This window comes from Ruegeria sp. CDSA141 (assembly GCF_059612005.1).
This window is the reverse complement of record NZ_JBXWPT010000004.1, coordinates 248,878-266,270: the sequence shown is the minus strand read 5'-3', so window position 1 is coordinate 266,270 and position 17,393 is coordinate 248,878. Positions and strand designations below refer to the sequence as shown.

At 56.8% G+C, this 17,393-nt stretch carries 15 protein-coding genes and 1 pseudogene; 5 read left to right on the top strand and 11 right to left on the bottom strand.

All coding sequences use genetic code 11. The features are described 5' to 3' along the window. The first annotated feature begins 49 nt into the window (after positions 1 to 49). Both accD and AC2FLP_RS09150 read left to right on the top strand, forming a co-directional pair. A complete protein-coding gene (accD, locus tag AC2FLP_RS09155) occupies positions 50 to 979 on the top strand; it encodes an acetyl-CoA carboxylase, carboxyltransferase subunit beta (RefSeq protein ID WP_299897979.1) in 930 nt (309 codons plus the stop codon). After that, the gene (locus tag AC2FLP_RS09150) at positions 976 to 2,250 is read left to right on the top strand and encodes a bifunctional folylpolyglutamate synthase/dihydrofolate synthase (protein WP_496682815.1); all 1,275 of its coding nucleotides are present in this window, start codon (positions 976 to 978) and stop codon (positions 2,248 to 2,250) included. Before accD ends, AC2FLP_RS09150 begins: the two co-directional genes overlap by 4 nt. 62 nt (positions 2,251 to 2,312) lie before the next feature. Here the strand turns inward: AC2FLP_RS09150 and zapE are convergent, their stop codons facing one another. After that, the gene (zapE, locus tag AC2FLP_RS09145) at positions 2,313 to 3,380 is read right to left on the bottom strand and encodes a cell division protein ZapE (protein ID WP_496682818.1); all 1,068 of its coding nucleotides are present in this window, start codon (positions 3,378 to 3,380) and stop codon (positions 2,313 to 2,315) included. A 148-nt stretch (positions 3,381 to 3,528) separates the two neighbouring features. On the opposite strand from zapE, the gene AC2FLP_RS09140 reads away from it, so the two are divergent. Then, the gene (locus AC2FLP_RS09140) at positions 3,529 to 4,764 is read left to right on the top strand and encodes an MFS transporter (RefSeq protein WP_496682821.1); all 1,236 of its coding nucleotides are present in this window, start codon (positions 3,529 to 3,531) and stop codon (positions 4,762 to 4,764) included. A gap of 45 nt (positions 4,765 to 4,809) precedes the next feature. On the opposite strand, the gene AC2FLP_RS09135 is transcribed toward AC2FLP_RS09140, so the two are convergent. The 6 genes from AC2FLP_RS09135 to AC2FLP_RS09110 form a co-directional block, all read right to left on the bottom strand. After that, positions 4,810 to 6,849, bottom strand: a complete 2,040-nt coding sequence (locus AC2FLP_RS09135; RefSeq protein ID WP_496682824.1) for a bifunctional aldolase/short-chain dehydrogenase — start codon at positions 6,847 to 6,849, stop codon at positions 4,810 to 4,812. Between the two features lie 75 nt (positions 6,850 to 6,924). Then, the gene (gene mtnA / locus AC2FLP_RS09130; RefSeq protein WP_299897997.1) at positions 6,925 to 8,019 is read right to left on the bottom strand and encodes an S-methyl-5-thioribose-1-phosphate isomerase; all 1,095 of its coding nucleotides are present in this window, start codon (positions 8,017 to 8,019) and stop codon (positions 6,925 to 6,927) included. Between the two features lie 122 nt (positions 8,020 to 8,141). Beyond that, complete coding sequence (locus tag AC2FLP_RS09125; protein ID WP_496682827.1) at positions 8,142 to 8,597, bottom strand: YaiI/YqxD family protein; 456 nt, start codon at positions 8,595 to 8,597, stop codon at positions 8,142 to 8,144. Further along, positions 8,594 to 10,051 carry a Si-specific NAD(P)(+) transhydrogenase gene (gene sthA, locus AC2FLP_RS09120; protein WP_496682829.1) on the bottom strand — a complete coding sequence of 486 codons (1,458 nt, stop codon included), beginning with the start codon at positions 10,049 to 10,051 and terminating at the stop codon, positions 8,594 to 8,596. Before sthA ends, AC2FLP_RS09125 begins: the two co-directional genes overlap by 4 nt. Before the next feature lie 3 nt (positions 10,052 to 10,054). Further along, positions 10,055 to 10,888, bottom strand: coding sequence for an S-formylglutathione hydrolase (gene fghA, locus AC2FLP_RS09115; RefSeq protein WP_496670544.1), 834 nt, complete (start codon positions 10,886 to 10,888; stop codon positions 10,055 to 10,057). 103 nt (positions 10,889 to 10,991) lie between these two features. Beyond that, entirely contained in the window at positions 10,992 to 11,921 is a 930-nt protein-coding gene (locus tag AC2FLP_RS09110; RefSeq protein WP_496682832.1) for an AEC family transporter, read from the bottom strand. Positions 11,922 to 12,067: 146 nt separating this feature from the next. On the opposite strand from AC2FLP_RS09110, the gene AC2FLP_RS09105 reads away from it, so the two are divergent. Then, positions 12,068 to 12,685, top strand: coding sequence for a TetR/AcrR family transcriptional regulator (locus AC2FLP_RS09105; RefSeq protein ID WP_117873141.1), 618 nt, complete (start codon positions 12,068 to 12,070; stop codon positions 12,683 to 12,685). A gap of 487 nt (positions 12,686 to 13,172) precedes the next feature. On the opposite strand, the pseudogene AC2FLP_RS09100 reads toward AC2FLP_RS09105, so the two are convergent. The 4 genes and pseudogenes from AC2FLP_RS09100 to AC2FLP_RS09085 all read right to left on the bottom strand — a co-directional run. Next, positions 13,173 to 13,385 (bottom strand): annotated as a pseudogene (locus tag AC2FLP_RS09100) (IS3 family transposase); the annotation flags it as partial. A gap of 46 nt (positions 13,386 to 13,431) precedes the next feature. Next, complete coding sequence (locus tag AC2FLP_RS09095; protein WP_496682836.1) at positions 13,432 to 13,566, bottom strand: hypothetical protein; 135 nt, start codon at positions 13,564 to 13,566, stop codon at positions 13,432 to 13,434. Between the two features lie 389 nt (positions 13,567 to 13,955). Further along, positions 13,956 to 14,657, bottom strand: a complete 702-nt coding sequence (gene hutC, locus AC2FLP_RS09090; protein ID WP_299898008.1) for a histidine utilization transcriptional repressor HutC — start codon at positions 14,655 to 14,657, stop codon at positions 13,956 to 13,958. Positions 14,658 to 14,735: 78 nt separating this feature from the next. Continuing rightward, complete coding sequence (locus AC2FLP_RS09085) at positions 14,736 to 16,097, bottom strand: formimidoylglutamate deiminase (protein WP_117873143.1); 1,362 nt, start codon at positions 16,095 to 16,097, stop codon at positions 14,736 to 14,738. Positions 16,098 to 16,179: 82 nt separating this feature from the next. Between AC2FLP_RS09085 and hutI the strand changes: the two genes are divergently transcribed. Further along, positions 16,180 to 17,391, top strand: coding sequence for an imidazolonepropionase (gene hutI, locus AC2FLP_RS09080; protein WP_496682840.1), 1,212 nt, complete (start codon positions 16,180 to 16,182; stop codon positions 17,389 to 17,391). Positions 17,392 to 17,393 lie beyond the last annotated feature (2 nt).

Below are 17,393 nucleotides of genomic sequence, written 5' to 3'. Positions count from 1 at the left end.
TCCGTGGCGTCCTATTTGACGTCAACACCGCACAAGCCAAGGTTCCGACATGAACTGGATCACAAACTACGTCCGCCCCCGGATCAACTCGATCTTCTCACGCCGCGAAGTGCCCGAAAACCTCTGGCACAAATGCGACGAATGCGGAACGATGCTGTTCCATCGCGAGTTGGCGGAAAACCAGAATGTCTGCACACAGTGTGACCACCATATGGCGATCACGCCGCGTGAACGGTTCAAGCACTTGTTTGACGGCGGAGTCTTTGCCGAGGTTGAGGTGCCCACCCCAAAAGACGACCCGTTGCAATTCCGCGATCAGAAGAAATATCCCGACCGCATGAAAGCAGCGCAGAAAAAGACCGGCGAAAAGGAAGCCATGCTGGTCGCCTTGGGTGAAATTGGCCGCACCCCAATCGTGGCCGCAGCCCAGGACTTTTCGTTCATGGGCGGATCGATGGGGATGTATGTCGGCAACGCGATCATCTCTGCCGCGCAGGAAGCGGTAAAACTCAAGCGTCCTCTGATCCTTTTCTCGGCTGCCGGTGGGGCCCGTATGCAGGAAGGCATCCTCAGCCTGATGCAGATGCCGCGCACCACTGTGGCAGTTGAGATGCTGAAAGAAGCCAACCTGCCATATATCGTTGTTCTGACTCATCCGACGACTGGCGGGGTCACTGCATCTTATGCGATGCTGGGCGATGTCCACATCTCGGAACCCAATGCGCTGATCTGCTTTGCCGGACCTCGCGTGATCGAGCAGACGATTCGCGAAAAACTACCCGAAGGCTTTCAGCGCGCCGAATACCTGCTGGATCACGGTATGCTGGACCGTGTCACCAAACGTACCGAATTGCGTGACGAGTTGATCACCATCACGCGCATGCTGATGAAGCTGCACCCTGCGATCAAGGGTGATCTACCCGCACCGGAACCAGCCGACGCAATCGAGGCCCCAGTGGAAGAGACAGATCCAAAATGAAGGCCAAGACGTCTGACGCCATCCTCGACCGGATGATGGCGCTGCATCCCAAGATCATTGATCTGACCTTGGACCGCGTTTGGCGTTTGCTGGCGGCGCTGGACAATCCTCAACTTAAACTGCCGCCGGTCATTCATATTGCCGGCACCAACGGCAAGGGCTCGACTCAGGCGATGATCAGAGCGGGGCTTGAGGGGGCAGGACGCTCGGTACACGCTTATACGTCGCCGCACCTGGCACGATTTCATGAACGCATTCGATTGGCCGGAGAGCTGATCTCGGAAACAGAACTGACGGCGGTTCTGGATGAATGCTACGCTACCAACGGCGGTGAAAACATCACCTATTTTGAGATCACCACATGTGCTGCCCTGCTGGCCTTTACCCGTGCCAAAGCAGATTACACACTGCTCGAGGTCGGGCTGGGCGGGCGTCTGGACGCTACAAACGTGATCGAAAACCCGACCGTCACAGTTATTACACCCGTATCCATCGATCATGAACAATTCCTGGGTGATACCTTGGGCAAGATCGCGGCGGAAAAAGCGGGTATAATCAAGCCCGGCGTTCCGTGCATTGTCGGCCCACAACAGGACGAAGCGCTTGAGGTCATCGAGTACAACGCCGCCCGTTTGGGTGCGCCTTTGCTGGTCCATGGGCAGCACTGGCATGTGCAGGAAGAAAACGGGCGCCTGATCTATCAGGACGAAACAGGTTTACGCGATGTGCCTCTGCCCAACCTTCTGGGCGCGCACCAGGTTCAGAACGCCGGCGCAGCGTTGGCAGTTCTACGTCACCTGGACATGGGCGACAACGCATACGAAGCCGCTGTCACCAAAGCCGAATGGCCGGCACGCATGCAGCGTCTGAAATCCGGCCCGCTCGTAGATCAGGCCCCGCAGGCCGAGCTTTGGCTGGACGGTGGTCATAACGCCGCCGCAGGTGTCGCGTTGGCGGATGTGTTGACGAATCTGCCACTAAAACCGACCCACATGATTTGCGGCATGCTCAACACCAAGGATGTGACCGGGTATCTCGCACCTCTTGCTGAGAAGGCCGCAAGCCTTACAGCCGTCTCCATTCCGGGCGAAGCGGCGACGCTTAGTGCAGAAGAAACCGCTGCGGCTGCGACCAAGGTCAACCTGCCCGCATCCACCGCAGACAGCGTAGCGGACGCATTGAAAGTGATCACGGACAATGACCCACAGGCGCGTGTTCTGATCTGCGGTTCGCTTTATCTGGCCGGAAAAATTCTGCAAGAAAACGCGTAGGCGCGTTCCAGCCCCTTGACCTGGCTGACATAGTCTTGGGTGGGGCACGCGATACGGGCGGATCAGCGCCTAAGTTGCCCCCAATCCTGATCCTGCATTTCCCGCAGGCGCGATGCGGTGCGTTCAAACTCGAATGTCCCTTCGCCTTCGACATACAGCATCTCGGGTTCGGCCGCGGCCGAGCAGATCAATCGCACCCTGGCTTCGTAGAGCGCATCGATCAGGGTGACAAAACGCTTGGCCTCGTTGAAATTGTTCCGCGACAGGCGCGGGATATCCTCAAGCACCAGCACCTTCACTTCTTCCGCAATCGCCAGATAATCCCCCGGTCCCAGCATGCGCCCACACAGGTCATAAAATGAAGCCCGGGCCACTCCGTTGCGAAAGGCTGGCAGTTCAACGGCACGGCCTTTGACTTGCAATAAAAGCGGTTCTGCGGGTCCACCGGCAAGATCTGTCCAGACCTCTCTGATTTTCTGCCGGGCTTCTGGGCCAATCGGTGTGAAGTAGACCGGGGCACCCTCCAACCTGTTTTGCCGGTAATCCGTGGGTGACACCAATTCCCACACCTGCGACTGCTCTTTGATATGCGCGATGAAAGGCAGGAACAGCTGCCGGTTCAGCCCATCCTTGTACAGATCGTCGGGATGCCTGTTCGACGTGGTTACAACGACTACGCCGCCCTCGTGCAGCAAGTCAAACAGCCGCCCGACAATCATTGCGTCCGTAATGTCGGTGATCTGCATTTCGTCAAATGCGAGCAAGCGAACTGAATTGACCACCTCTTTCGCCACTGGTGCCAGGGCATCCTCGACATTTTGTTGTCGTGCCTTGTGCATTCCAGCATGGATTTCCTGCATGAAAGCATGAAAATGCACACGTCGTGCGGGGATGTCGCTCAGCGTACCGACGAACATATCCATCAGCATCGATTTTCCACGCCCGACACCGCCCCATAGATACAGTCCTCTGGGGGGCGGAGGTGCCTTGCGGAAGAACCCGCGTTTGACCGGCTCGGACAAAGCGGCTCGGATACGTTCGAATTGAGGCAGAACGGCCTCTTGCGCGTCGTCGCGTGTCAGGGTTCCATCCGCGATGCGGGCCTCGTAGAGCGAAATTAGATCCGTCATGAATCTGAGCCTTACCCGTCACCTCGCCTGTTGAAAAGAAGCCATTTTTGGCGACACATCAATTTTGTATATCCGTGACCGCAAATCTGCTGAATTGACGCTGACACCAAAACTAATACGGTCCTTCGGACGCAATGCCTGAGGTCCCATGCCCCAATACGCCCGCTTGTTGAATCCGATCCTGATCGTCGGATGCATCATCGTCACGGTCAGTTTCGCCGTGCGCGCCTCTTTCGGCTTATTCCAGATTCCGATAGCGGATGAGTTCGGCTGGCTGCGGACCGATTTCTCAATGGCGATTGCAATTCAGAACCTGGCTTGGGGTATCGGACAGCCGATCTTTGCCGCTATTGCCGAAAAGGTAGGCGACCGACGAGCCATCATTCTTGGCGCTCTCACCTACGCGGCCGGCATGGTGCTGACAGCGTGGTCTGTCACACCGTTCGAACATCAGATGTATGCGTGGCTGGTGGGTTTCGGTATCGCCGGGACCGGGTTTGGTGTGGTTCTGGCGGTCGTCGGTCGCGCGTCTGCCGACGAAAACCGGTCCATGTCGCTTGCCATCGTTACCGCCGCGGGCAGCTTTGGGCAGGTTGTGGGGGCGCCAACGGCGGAATGGCTGCTGTCATTCTTGCCATGGCAACACGTCTTTGTCGTGTTCGCCGTGGCGATTCTTGCGCTTGTGTTGACCTTGCCCTTTATGCGCGCACCACAGACGATCTTGAAGGCTGAGCTGGAAGAAAGCATGAGCGAGATACTGGGCAAGGCGTTCCGCGATCCTTCCTACGCTCTCATTTTTCTGGGGTTTTTCAGCTGCGGATATCAACTGGGCTTCATCACCGCGCATTTCCCGGCTTTCGTAACCGAGATGTGCGGGCCAATCCAGCCCGGAGGTGTACTGCATTCCATCGGTATCACCTCCACATCGGCGCTTGGTGCGGTGTCGATTTCATTGATCGGTCTGGCCAATATCGGCGGTACGCTTCTAGCAGGTTGGGCCGGCAATCACTTTCACAAGAAATACCTTCTGGCCGCAGTCTATACGGGCCGGACGATTGCCGCGGCATTGTTCATCCTGTTCCCGATCACACCACTTACGGTCATCGTATTCTCGTTGATGATGGGATCTCTTTGGCTGGCTACCGTGCCGCTGACTTCGGGTCTCGTCGCGCATCTTTACGGTCTGCGCTATATGGGCACGCTCTATGGTTTTATCTTCCTGAGCCACCAGATCGGCAGCTTCCTGGGCGTCTGGCTTGGCGGTCGCATGTATGACCAGTATGGCGACTACAACATGGTTTGGTGGATCGGGGTCGCGATCGGTGCCTTCAGCGCGATAGTACACCTGCCGATCCGTGAAGACCGATCCGCAGTTCCTGCCTGAGGCACATCGGTACACCACAGGCAGGGAAACAATCGGGCAAAGGCGTTACCGAAGTTCGGCTTCGGTGTTGCCGCCATCCACCGTCACGACATGACCGGTGGTGCGTTCCATCAGCGCCAATGCAACAAAGGCATTTGCGACGTGCTTTGCCTCGACTTCGCGGCCCAGCAGGTTGCCTGACATATAGGTCTCCTCGGAAACGCCACGTGCGGCAGCGCGTTCCTGAATGAACCCATCCGTCAGCAGGCCAGACCGAATTCGGTCTGCATTCACCCCATTCACACGGATTCCATATTCGGCCAATTCAAGTGTCAACTGGCGCAACAGGAACAGGGTGGCGGCTTTTGGCGTGCCATAGGCCCCCATGTTCCGGCCCGGGTTGATCGCCTGTTTCGAGATATTGAACAGGATCTGACCGCCGCGGCCCTGAGCTTGCATAACTCGGGCTGCCTGTGTCGCAAACGCCTTGTGCGCGAAGAAATTCAGTTCAAAAGCAGCACGGAATTCCTCTTCGCCAAGATCCAGCAATGCGCCCGAGGTCGCGGCCCCGGCATTTGACACCATTACATCGAGCCCACCAAACCGGTGTATCACCGCGGCTATTGCGGCATCCGCGGCGCCTCTTTCGGTTACGTCGCAAGCGTATGTCGAATGCCATGTGCCAAGGGTCGATTTGGCCTCGGCCAACGCGCCTTCATCACGATCCACCAGAACGACATTTGCACCGGCATCAGCAAAGGCCTTGGCGGTCGCCAGACCTATCGCCCCTGCACCGCCAGTCACCATCACGATCTTACCCTGAAGCGGAGGTGGTGAGCTTTTGCCCAGCTTCGCCTGCTCCAGCGACCAGTATTCACAATCAAAGCGATCTTTTTCATTGATAGGGAAAAACCCGCCCGCGTCTTCGCCCACTGATCGGACTCGCAGGTTTTGCTCCGCAAGATCCGCCGCTGTCGAGGCAGCCTTCGCGTTTGGGCCTATTCCAATGATCCCAACACCCTCGATCCAAGCATGCTTGGGGTCTTGGGACAGCAGTTTCTTGGGCTCGTCGGCCTGCGGGGCCTGCCGTTCAAAATATTCCCGATAGTCTTTGGCAAACTCTGCGACCTTCGCCTTGATCCGCGCCCGGCCCCCAGACAAATCCGATGCTCGCAATATAAGCGGGCAGCCTTTTGTCCGTAATACATGATCCGGCGACGCCATGCCTCGCTGGGCCAATGAATCAATATCCGGACGATCAAAAAACTGCATGACATCCGGCCCGTTGCGGAGGTCAAAAACCGGCATCGGGTCATCCCGTTGGGCTGCAACTTCGGCAATGACCCCGCGCAGGATCGGCAATACCTCAAGATTCTCAGCCGGATCGCGACGGCCAATTGTCGTCAGGTCCTTCATTCCGAAATAGGCAGCGACTTCGTTGGTATGGGCCACGATCCGGTCATAGCTTTCCTGCGCCGTCGCGCCGAACGTAAAATGCCCATGCTGAAGCAGCAGAAGTCCTTCGACATTCGGGTTTTTGTCAAACACCTCGGCCGCCTTTTTGGCCAGCCCAAAGCCAGGCATGATATAGGGTACAATGCCCAATCGGTCACCAAAAATCTCGCGGCAAACCTCCTCGGAGTTTGGCAGATTGGCGAGCACCAGAAAGGGTGTCGCGTGCGTATGATCCACATATTTGTGCGGCAGAAACGCATGCAACAGTGTTTCTACAGAGGGGTTCGGTGAGCCCGAGTCCAGCAGATTGGCGCGCTGAACATTGACCATCTGCGCATCTGAAAGGTGGTCCAGCGCGCGCAGTTTCATCAAAGGATCAAGCCAAACACCTGGCAGGCCCGGCGCCTCGATGCTGTCCAGATCCCACCCAGACCCCTTGACATGCAGAACACGCCGCGGATCGCCGAACAGATCAGGGCGTTCCAGCTTGACTGACGTGTTGCCTCCACCATGCATCAGAAGGTCCGGGTTCTGACCGATCAGCCGCGAGGTGTAGACACGTTCGCCCAGTTCCTGATCTGCGGGATCTGTTCCGGCCTGAACCCGCCATTTTCGTGCCTCATCGGCCCTGTACCAGTTTTCAATCATCATTCATTCTCAGCAAGTTAAGCGGGTGCATGATCCGCGGGGGCGATTGCACAATTCAGGACTGCGCTAAACAAAGTATTAACCAGCCCGTTCGGGAAACAACCGGGCAAGCCCGTCGGCAGAAGCCTCGCTGATGCCGCGCTCGGTGATAAGCCCCGTCACCAGACGGTTTGGTGTGACATCAAAGGCAGGATTGCCACCTTCTGTGCCATTTGGCGTCACGCGTACGTCCGAGATATTCCCCTGCCCATCAACCCCCATGACATGGGTTACTTCCCTTGCGTCACGTTCCTCGATCGGGATTTCGGCCACACCGTCGCGAACTGTCCAGTCAATCGTAGGAGAGGGCAGGGCGACGTAAAATGGCACACCGTTGTCACGTGCAGCCAAAGCTTTCAGATAAGTCCCGATCTTGTTGCAAACATCACCTTGGGCCGTGGTTCGGTCTGTGCCCGTAATCACCAAATCAACCAAGCCGTGCTGCATCAAATGACCGCCGGCATTGTCCACGATGTAACGATGGGGAATGCCATGCTCACCCAATTCCCAGGAGGTCAGTGCGCCCTGGTTGCGCGGTCTGGTTTCATCCACCCAGACTTGCAGGGGGATACCCGCGTCATGCGCGTGATACATCGGGCTTGTCGCGGTGCCCCAGTCCACAGTCGCCAGCCATCCCGCGTTGCAATGGGTCAACAGCCGTACCGGCTCACCGGCGGGTTTTCGGGCGGCGATGTCCTTGATCAGTTCCAGCCCGTGCCGGCCAATCGAGGCATTGATTTCAACATCTTCGTCCGCGATCTCTTGCGCCAACGCCCAGGCCCGCTCGGCCCGCTCACCCGGAGCAAGTGGCATCAGCGCTTCTCGGCATCTGTCCAATGCCCAGCGCAGGTTGATTGCGGTGGGTCGGGTTGTGTGCAGAACGTCATACGCAGCGTCGAAGGAAGCTTCCGAACTGTCCCGAGACATCTGCTCGGCAATTCCAAACGCAGCGGTCGCACCAATCAGGGGCGCACCCCTGACCCACATATCCCGTATCGCAGCCGCGAATTCATCCAGCGTTTTCAGGGTTACGACCCGAAAATCATGCGGCAACCATCGTTGGTCGATGATCCGAACCTCACCTGCCGGTTTGTCCCACCAAATCGACCGGTAATGGGTGCCCTGTACTTTCATAATGCAGTCTCCGTATTCGAATGGCCTGGCCAGAATTCAATTACAGGGTGCTTTCTTATGAAGAACTTGTAAACGGGCGTTTCTGATTTCGCGTCAGTAATTTGGGCAGGCCGCCGCCTTGGCTATCCCCGTCTGGCGGCACGTAATTCCCGTTCCAGGGCGTCCAGAAATCGCGAGCGGTCTGCCTTGCCGAACGGTCGACCACCACCGCCGGTTCCCAACGGATTGGCCGCGCGCAGATCGGCCATCAAATCACGCATGGCCAGTTGCTGACCAATATTCGCCGCGGTGAAGGTTTCACCGTTCGGGCGCAGCACGCGCGCACCCGCTTCGACGCATTTTGCAGCCAAAGGGATGTCGGACGTAATGACGACATCCCCCGCTCCACAGCGTTCGGCAATCCATTTGTCGGCCTCATCGGCGCCTTCGGAAACGACAATGACCTGCACCAGCGGGTTGGCCGATGGTCGAAGACCACCATTAGACACCAGCGCCATCGACACTTTGTGTCGCGTTGCGACCCGTTCGGCCTCGGCCTTTACTGGACAGGCATCGCCATCGACGTACAGCGTCGTCACGCTTTCTTCGCCTCTTTCTTTGCCGGTTCCGCGGGTTTCTTTTTTACCTTGAATTCCTCTGGTATGGGCATTCGGTTGAACGCATCCAGGCCCGCAATTTTGTAAGCTTCGGCAAGTGTCGGGTAGTTGAACGTGTTCTGAACGAAGTAGTCCACTGTGCCTTTCAGGTTCAGCACGGCCTGCGCGATGTGAATCAGTTCAGTCGCGCCTTCACCGACGATCTGAACGCCCAGCACCCTGCGGGTCTTTAGCGAGAACAGCATCTTCAACATGCCGTGTTCCAGCCCCATGATATGCCCGCGTGACGTCTCGCGGAACCGTGCCACACCGACCTCGTAGGGTATGTTGCGCTCCTGCAATTCTTCTTCTGACATTCCGCAGGTTGAGATTTCGGGCACTGAATAGATGCCGTACGGATACCACGGGCTTTCCGGCAGCGTGGGCGTCTCGAGCGCATGACAGGCAGCCACTCGCCCCTGTTGCAAAGAAGTTGACGCCAGTGACGGATGTCCGATCACATCGCCTGTGGCATAGATATGCGGCACAGCCGTTTGATAGGTCTTGCGGTCGACCTTGATCCGGTTGCGGTGGTCCGTCTCCAGCCCGACGGCATCCAGATTGAGTTTGGACGTCGCTCCCATGCGCCCGGCCGCGAACAGAAGCATTTCAGCACGAACGTGGCGACCGTTGTCGAGGGTCACTTCCACATGTTCGCCGGCGTCTTCAATCTTCTCGACAGCCGAGCCCAAACGCAGGTCGACACCGTTTTCCCGAATCTGGTGGGTGAAGTCGTGGATCAACCGGCTGTCGATGAAATCCAAAAACGTGTCGCGGGGTTCAATCAACGTGACGCGGACGTCCAGTGCCGAAAACATTGTGGCGTATTCCACGCCAATGACCCCGGCACCGATGACAACCAGCGAGCGCGGAATCTCTGCCATTTCCAGAAATTCGTCACCATCGACCACGGTTTTGCCGTTGAACGGAACATAATCCGGGCGATAGGTTTTCGTGCCTGTCGCAATCAGGAACTTCGCGGCCGTCACTCGCGTTGTTTCTCCGGCATCGGTTGCGACTTTTACTTCTTGCGGTCCAACAAACCTGGCCAAACCGTCCAGAGTTTCGACGTGGTTCCGGTTGAACTGATGCTCCAAGACGTCGACCTCATGGTCGAGGGTCATATGCAGGCGGGCTTTCAGATCCTCTGCACGAATCTGATCCTTTACCCGGTAGGAACGCCCATAAAAGCTGCGCTCGCGCCAGCCCGACAGGTTCAGCACCGTTTCGCGCAGGGTCTTGGACGGAATTGTACCGGTATGGACAGAGACGCCACCAAAACGGTCCTTGCGATCGATGACCAACACACGCCGTTTCAGTTTGCCTGCCTGAATTGCCGCAGAACGCCCTGAAGGTCCTGACCCGATGATGATCAGGTCGTAATCGTATTTGTTCATCCCTCAGTCTCCGTACAGTGCCTCGGCATGGAAGATGATGTGATCTTCCATAAACGTGGACACAAAGAAGTACGAATGATCGTAACCCGGCTGGAAGCGATATGTCGCTTGCTGGCGACGTTCGGCGATGGCTTGCGCCAAAGCTTCGGGACGCAGAAGATCCATGAACTGATCGTTTGCACCGGTGTCGATCAGGATCGGACCGTCGAAACCGGTTTTCTTCATCAACAAAGACGCATCGTGTTTTGCCCAAAGCGCTTCGTCGTCACCGAGATAGGCGCTCAGCTGTTTGCGGCCCCAATTCGCTCCGGTCGGGTTCGAGATCGGCGCAAAGGCTGACACCGAACGGAAGCGTCCGGGCAGGTTCAAGGCAAGTGTCAGGGCGCCGTGCCCCCCCATGGAATGGCCCGTAATGGCCTGGCGTTCGCTGTCGATGGCGAAGTTTTCGAACAGCAGAGCGGGCAGCTCTTCGGCAACATAGTCCCACATCCGGAAATGCGGTGCCCAAGGTTCCTGTGTCGCGTTCACATAGAACCCTGCGCCCTGACCCAGATCGTAATCTTCGTGATCCGCGACGCCTTCACCGCGCGGCGACGTATCCGGAAACATCACGGCGATCCCTTGTTCCGCAGCCCACGCCTGAGCCCCGGCTTTGGTCATCGCGTTTTCATGGGTGCAGGTCAATCCTGACAAATACCAAAGAACCGGAACCGGCCCGTCCTTAGCCTCGGCTGGAAGAAACAGGCCAAAAGTCATGTCACACTTGCACGACGAGGACGCGTGGCGGTACACGCCCTGCACACCGCCAAAACAGGCATTTTCCGAAAGGGTTTCCATCAGGCACCGTCCTTATTTTAGAGTCGCAACATGGCTAACGATCAGCAGACCCGGCGTAAAGTCTGCGCGCCTTCGTTGAGAGATTTTTTCGAAAAGGTGAAAGTCAGAATGCGCCCATCCAGGCGATCACCATTGGCACGGTGAGAATACTGACGATTGTGGATAGAAGGATTGCGGCTGACGCGCGATGCGGGGCGATTCCATAATGCGCGGCCAGCATGTAAACATTGCCCGCAACAGGCAAAGCGGCTGCTGCGATGGCAACAGTTGCCGGAAAAGTTTCAATCGGTATCAGCCACAACAGAGCGACCGCAACGCAGGCCGGGTGGATCACCAGTTTGCAAAAGCTTAACCAAGCGGCGATCTGGACACGTTCAGCCGACTTGCTTGCCAACGATGCGCCAATAGCGAACAATGCTCCGGGAGTTGCGGCACCACCGAGAATGGTCAGAAAATCGCCAAGAGGTTCAGGGACAGGTATTTGCAGCCAGGACCAGACGAGGCCGGCTGAGATGGATACGATCATGGGATTCCTGACCAAACCCATTCCGATCAGCTTGAACGTGGCCGGAGTCAGCTTTCCGTCACGGCCGCCATTGATCAAGATCACGATAAGGGATGAAAACACCACCAAATCGACGGTCAGGACCAGCATCACGGGCCCAATCGCAGCCTCAGAGAACAAAAGAGCAAGCATGGGAAGTCCCAGAAACCCGACATTGCCGATGGCCGCGCACTGAGCTTCGACCGCGGCGGTCGGAATGTCGAGCCCACGCAGCCACGCGACGACCGTCGCCAGCACATATACAATCACGGTTCCCAGCAGATATCCAAGGATGAGCCGGGCATTGAAAATCTCGGCAAAGGGTAGGGTGGCTGCAAAGCGAAACAGCATCGCCGAAAGCGCAAAATAAAAGACGAACTTGGTCAGATATGCCGTGGCTTTAGCCGTGAAAAACCGTGTGCGCCCCGCCCAAAAGCCCAGGCCGATAATCGCGAAAAACGGAAGGGTGCGCAGAAAGATGTCGACCATGGGCCAAGTCCTAGCACGGTTTGAACTCGCTGCAAGTACCAGACATCAAAGCAACTGCACCGTCGGATTCGCTGAAGTATCCGAGAATCGTTGTATCTAAACCGAACGGTTTATAAGCTGGTGTAGTTATCGATCAAGGAGACGACATGACCCAGACCGCCACCATCCTGCGCACCGGCCGAAAATTCGACCAGGTTCTGCGCGGGGCCCGAGAGGTTTTCATGGCGGACGGGTTTGAAGGTGCAAGTGTAGATGACATCGCCCGCGCGGCTGGCGTGTCAAAAGCAACGCTATACAGCTACTTCCCTGATAAGCGCCTTTTGTTCATGGAAGTTGCCCAAACAGAATGCTGCCTGATGGCCGAGCGGGTCATCTCGATGATCGACGAAACCAAACCTGCTCGTGAAGTGCTTCAGATCACGGCGACACAGCTGACCAGTTTTCTTGTGTCAGATTTCGCGCAACAGGTATTCAGGATCTGCGTTGCCGAACGCGACAGGTTCCCCGAACTAGGTCGCGCTTTCTATGAGGCTGGGCCACAAAATGGCCAGCGACAGATGGCCGAGTACCTGGAAAAGGCCGTGGCCAAAGGCGAATTGGCCATTGAAGATGTACATATCGCCGCCGAGCAGTTTTCCGAACTGTGCAAAGTGCGGATCTGGACCCGGGCAGCTTTCGGCATTCAGAACACTTTCACCCAGGATGAAATAGATCAGGTCGCTGCTCAGGCCGTTGACATGTTTCTTGCTCGTTATGGGGTGTAACCCACCAAAGGGATGGCCCGCGCCCGGAACAGGGGCGCAGACCATCGCTCACACACCCAAACACTCGATACACAACAGTTTAAAGCTATAAGTCTTGTAAAACCGTTTACTCGATAAACGTTTGGGCCAGACACTCGCTGATAGGCTGTGCCGGATACGCAATCACTGCGCGTTCGTCTGTGCTTGCGAACAGGTCTGCGGGCATACCGGGGACCAACCCCAAAGCCGCCACAGCAACGGATTGCTTTTCATCCACTTCGACCCGGGCTTTTGAAAGATCCCGCAGGTATGTTCACTTTCCAATGTGTTAGCCGAGATATCAAAGATAACACCTCGGGCCTCGGGCACATCGGCCTGCGCGAAAGGGGACAAACTGACTTGCCCCAGAAACGTCCCTCGTTCTGATGTAGAGTTTGTTTAGCTTTGGAAGGCGCAAATGAATGCGAAAAGCTGTTTCACGAAAGCCCGGATCATTGGGATGGACCCGTCACGCTTTCGTGCCGCTCCGATTGCTTGCTATTGCAGCCTTTGCATCGAAGGCCAAAGGGCTTTTCCAGCCGAGGGCCGAGTGCCTGCGTCGTGGATTGTAGAAGCCGTTGAAATATTCGAAGATTGCGATCTCGGTGTCTTTACACGTTTTCCAGTATTGCTGCCACAACAACTCAGCTTTGATCGCCTTGAAGAAGGTTTCGACCATTGCCCGGCAGGCTCATGTATAGCATTCTTTCCAGAGGCGGGCGGCGTTATCATAGCATTAGCTGGTTCTGGCTGAGCGGACGATCGCGGTAGCCGCGATACCCTCTTGGACTGACATCCATGATCTGGCACAGCCGCTCGACAGGGAGGATGTCGGAGGTCTTGACGATGAAAGCAAACCTCATTTGCTTTACTCCGCAAAGAACTGGGTGGCAATTTTCAGCTCCTCTCCTTCTTAAGCATGCGGTTCTCTTTCCGCAGTTCCGCGACCTTGCGCTCGAGATCAGACTGGGCGGATGGCTTCTCAGGATTGCGCCGATCCTGCTGGATCAAACGGCTCAGCGTCGAGAAGCCAATACCAAAATCTGTTGCAACCTGCTTTCGCGGCAGGCCGCTGGTTAACCTTACCCGCACTGCCTCCGCGCAAAACCCCGGGACAGGGCCAGATAGGCTGGCTTTAGGATCGAAATGTCATCTTTCGGAAGGGTCAAAGGGGCTATGACGGCAGTAAGGAAGGTGTGTTCAAAACAGTAAGGTTTTTCACCACCATCAAAACCTGTTCAGCGCGTTGGCCTCAATACGTGGTGCGCATCTGGTATCCCTGATGGAAAGTCATGCGCACGAATGTAACCGGATCGCTGCGAAACCAGGTCGTGCGTTCCAATCGAAACAACGGTGTGCCGGGCGGTACCGCCAGGAACTCCTGCAAATGCCCTGTTGCCGGGACGGCCGAGAAGGCAATTTCAGCGTTTGAAAACGGCACCTCGGACAGCAGCCATTCATTCGGCCCGGTGGTCAGGAAATCTTCGTCGAGAACCTGAGGCACGGTGCTGACGTTGATCCAGCGTTCCTCGAACTGAAACGGACGGTTGTCGGCGTGGTGCATACATTGCAAATGGACGACCTGCGCGCCTTCGGGAATGCTCAGCTTTGCCTGTAACCACGCGGGGCAGTCGATCAGTGTTCGGCTGACCAAAGCATAGCGGTATTCGGCATTCATTTCTTCTATTGTCTGCCGAACGACAGTGATTGGCAGCTTCGCCTGCTTTACCGGCGTGGTCACAACACGCGTGCCACCCTTACGTTTGCGGGTGACAATGCCCTGTTCGGCAAGTTCCCGCAGCGCCCGATTGACCGTCGCCCGTGCTACGCCGAACTCGGCTGCCAATTCCATCTCGGTGGGCAACAGACTTCCCTGCGGCCAGACTCGGGTTTGAATGCGGTTCACGACTTCGTCTCGAATGTCCTGAAAGCCGAGGTGTTTTTGATCGGTCACGTGGTGTTCATCCAATTACGTACAAACATATTGGTATTATGAAGCCATTTTTGTCAGCCCGTAAAGGGAACAGCAAACTCAAAGCCTCAGTATGAGATCAGCCATAGCCCGCCGATAGTCAAATACGATTCGATCCCGTGCAATATGACGGCCCTGGCGTACCTGATGGCGGCCCGCCGACCACAGATCGGTCACTACGTGATCCTTCGCGGCAAAGACCAACCCGTCGAGCAACTGTTCAGGACGCAGGGCACAAAGCGCGGGATCCTGACTGTCAATGGCAACAAGATCCGCCAGCATCCCTTCTGCGATCTGACCCGCTGCGCGCGCCAGGGCTTGCGCGCCACCCAAAGCCGCATTGCAATAAAGTGTCTGTCCAACCGAACCGTCCCCGTCGACCAGAACATTGCGCGACAGGTCTCGCAGGCGTTGTGAGTACTCCAGCGTTCGCAGTTCCTCTGTCATCGAAATCAAAATGTTTGAATCCGACCCAACTCCGAAACGACCGCCGGCTTCAAGATAGACAACTCCGTTGAAAGGGCCATCGCCCAAATTGGCCTCGGTGATCGGACAAAGCCCCGCGACCGCGCCGGTTGCCGCCATATCTCGGGTTTCCCTTTCGGTCATATGAGTGGCGTGGATGAGGCACCAGCGATTGTTTACCTCTGCATTGTTCAAGAGCCATTCCACCGGGCGTGCGCCCAGACTCTCGTGAACCTGCGCTACCTCTTTGGGCTGTTCCGCGATGTGAATGTGGACAGGTCCTGTCGTTTTGGTTTCCGAAACCCGGGCAAGATCTTGTGGTGACGTCGCGCGTAAGGAATGCGGGGCAATGCCTATCTGACAGTCATCCGGAAGATCGCCCAGTGCCGCTTGCGCTTGCTCGACCAGCGCTAGATAGCGGTCCACATCATTGCCAAATCGTTGCTGTCCCGATTCCAACGGTTGCTCGCCGACCCCTGCATAAGAATAAAGTACGGGCAGATGCGTCAGTCCGATTCCAGACTCGGCTGAAGCAGCCATGATCCGCTGGGACAGCTCTGCAAGATTGCCATAAGGTGTGCCGTCTGGCTGGTGATGCAGATAATGGAATTCACCAACCGAGGCATAGCCGGCTTCCTGCATCTCCATATAGACCAGTGCGGCAATCGCCTGTACCTGATTGGGCGTCAGGTGCGCGGTGAATCGGTACATTAGTTCCCGCCACGTCCAGAAGCTGTCGCGCCCGGCCTTTCGATATTCAGTCATCCCCGCCATCGCGCGCTGAAATGCGTGGCTGTGAAGATTGGCCAATGCGGGCAGCAAAGTGTCGACGCGCGTATCGCCATCTTGCGTCGTCGCGCCCTTCTGCAACGACGTTATCAGGCCTTCCTTGATTTCGACCCGCAGGTTCGAAGCCCAACCGGTGCTCAATAATGCGCGATTAGCGAAGATAGCCATTTTCCACCTCATTTTATGCATAGACATATAATTGATGGAAATGTACTAGAAAAGAAGGAAATGCACGGAGGTTGCGAGTCACATGCAGACGCAAACGCGGGTTTTGACCGATCTTGACGCCGCAACGATGACCGAAGGCAGCACACCATACGGTTTGGTTCCAGATGCCGCGATCGCGTTGCAGGACGGGCGCATCGCATGGGTCGGAGCTGTCGCTGACCTTCCTTCACGATTCGCCGACCAGCCGCGGACTCGACTCGGTGGACGCCTGGTTACGCCTGGGTTGATCGATTGCCACACTCACGTGGTTCATGGTGGTCATCGCGCCGTAGAGTTCGAAATGCGCCTGAATGGGGCGAGCTATGAAGAGGTTGCCCGCACTGGCGGTGGAATCATCTCGACCGTAAAGTCCACGCGCGCGGCTGACGTGGAGGAGTTGGTCGCACAAGCATTGCCGCGTGTGGACGCGATGCTGGCTGAAGGGGTATCGGTCATCGAAGTGAAGTCTGGTTACGGGTTGGATGACAAGACTGAATTGAACATGTTGCGCGCGGCTCGGGCGTTGCCGGATCATCGTCCCGTCCGTGTTCTGACCAGCTTTTTGGGGGCTCATGCGGTGCCTCAGGACTATAAGGGCAGGGCATCGGACTACATTCATCAGCTGTGCATTCCCACGCTTCGCGCCGCTCATGCCGGGGGATTGGTCGATGCAGTCGATGCCTTCTGCGAAGGCATCGCCTTTCAACCGGAAGAGCTGATCCCGCTTTTTGATGTCGCGACAGAGCTTGGCCTGCCGATTAAGATCCACGCCGAACAATTGTCGAATTTGGGCGGCGCAAAACTGGCTGCCAGATACGGCGCGTTGTCGGCAGATCATTTAGAATATCTTGATGAAACAGGTGTTCAGGCCATGGCACAGGCCGGTACCGTCGGCGTCATTCTGCCGGGTGCGTTCTACACTCTTCGCGAAACCCAGGCACCGCCGATTGACTTGTTGCGCCGGCACGGTGTGCCCATGGCGCTTGCAACGGATTGCAACCCCGGCTCGGCGCCGATGACCTCGGTGCTGCTTGCGTTGAACATGGGCTGTACCCTGTTTCGCATGACGCCAGAGGAAGCCCTTAAGGGCGTGACGACCTACGCTGCCCGCGCTCTCGGCATGGCTGACTGCGGACAGATTTCAGTCGGGCATCGCGCCGATCTGGCGGTTTGGAATGTCGAACACCCTGCGGAACTGGCCTATCGCATCGGCTTCAATCCTCTTCATACCCGCATATTCGGAGGCTCACTTTGACG

Bases quoted from the DNA above. Each gene is read 5' to 3' on its own strand.
- AC2FLP_RS09085 (WP_117873143.1), bottom strand. From the start codon at position 16,097: ATGGCTATCTTCGCTAATCGCGCATTATTGAGCACCGGTTGGGCTTCG.
- mtnA (WP_299897997.1), bottom strand. From the start codon at position 8,019: ATGAAAGTACAGGGCACCCATTACCGGTCGATTTGGTGGGACAAACCG.
- hutI (WP_496682840.1), top strand. From the start codon at position 16,180: ATGCAGACGCAAACGCGGGTTTTGACCGATCTTGACGCCGCAACGATG.
- fghA (WP_496670544.1), bottom strand. From the start codon at position 10,888: ATGGAAACCCTTTCGGAAAATGCCTGTTTTGGCGGTGTGCAGGGCGTG.
- AC2FLP_RS09150 (WP_496682815.1), top strand. From the start codon at position 976: ATGAAGGCCAAGACGTCTGACGCCATCCTCGACCGGATGATGGCGCTG.
- AC2FLP_RS09110 (WP_496682832.1), bottom strand. From the start codon at position 11,921: ATGGTCGACATCTTTCTGCGCACCCTTCCGTTTTTCGCGATTATCGGC.
- AC2FLP_RS09140 (WP_496682821.1), top strand. From the start codon at position 3,529: ATGCCCCAATACGCCCGCTTGTTGAATCCGATCCTGATCGTCGGATGC.
- AC2FLP_RS09135 (WP_496682824.1), bottom strand. From the start codon at position 6,849: ATGATGATTGAAAACTGGTACAGGGCCGATGAGGCACGAAAATGGCGG.
- AC2FLP_RS09105 (WP_117873141.1), top strand. From the start codon at position 12,068: ATGACCCAGACCGCCACCATCCTGCGCACCGGCCGAAAATTCGACCAG.
- sthA (WP_496682829.1), bottom strand. From the start codon at position 10,051: ATGAACAAATACGATTACGACCTGATCATCATCGGGTCAGGACCTTCA.
- accD (WP_299897979.1), top strand. From the start codon at position 50: ATGAACTGGATCACAAACTACGTCCGCCCCCGGATCAACTCGATCTTC.
- zapE (WP_496682818.1), bottom strand. From the start codon at position 3,380: ATGACGGATCTAATTTCGCTCTACGAGGCCCGCATCGCGGATGGAACC.
- AC2FLP_RS09095 (WP_496682836.1), bottom strand. From the start codon at position 13,566: ATGAGGTTTGCTTTCATCGTCAAGACCTCCGACATCCTCCCTGTCGAG.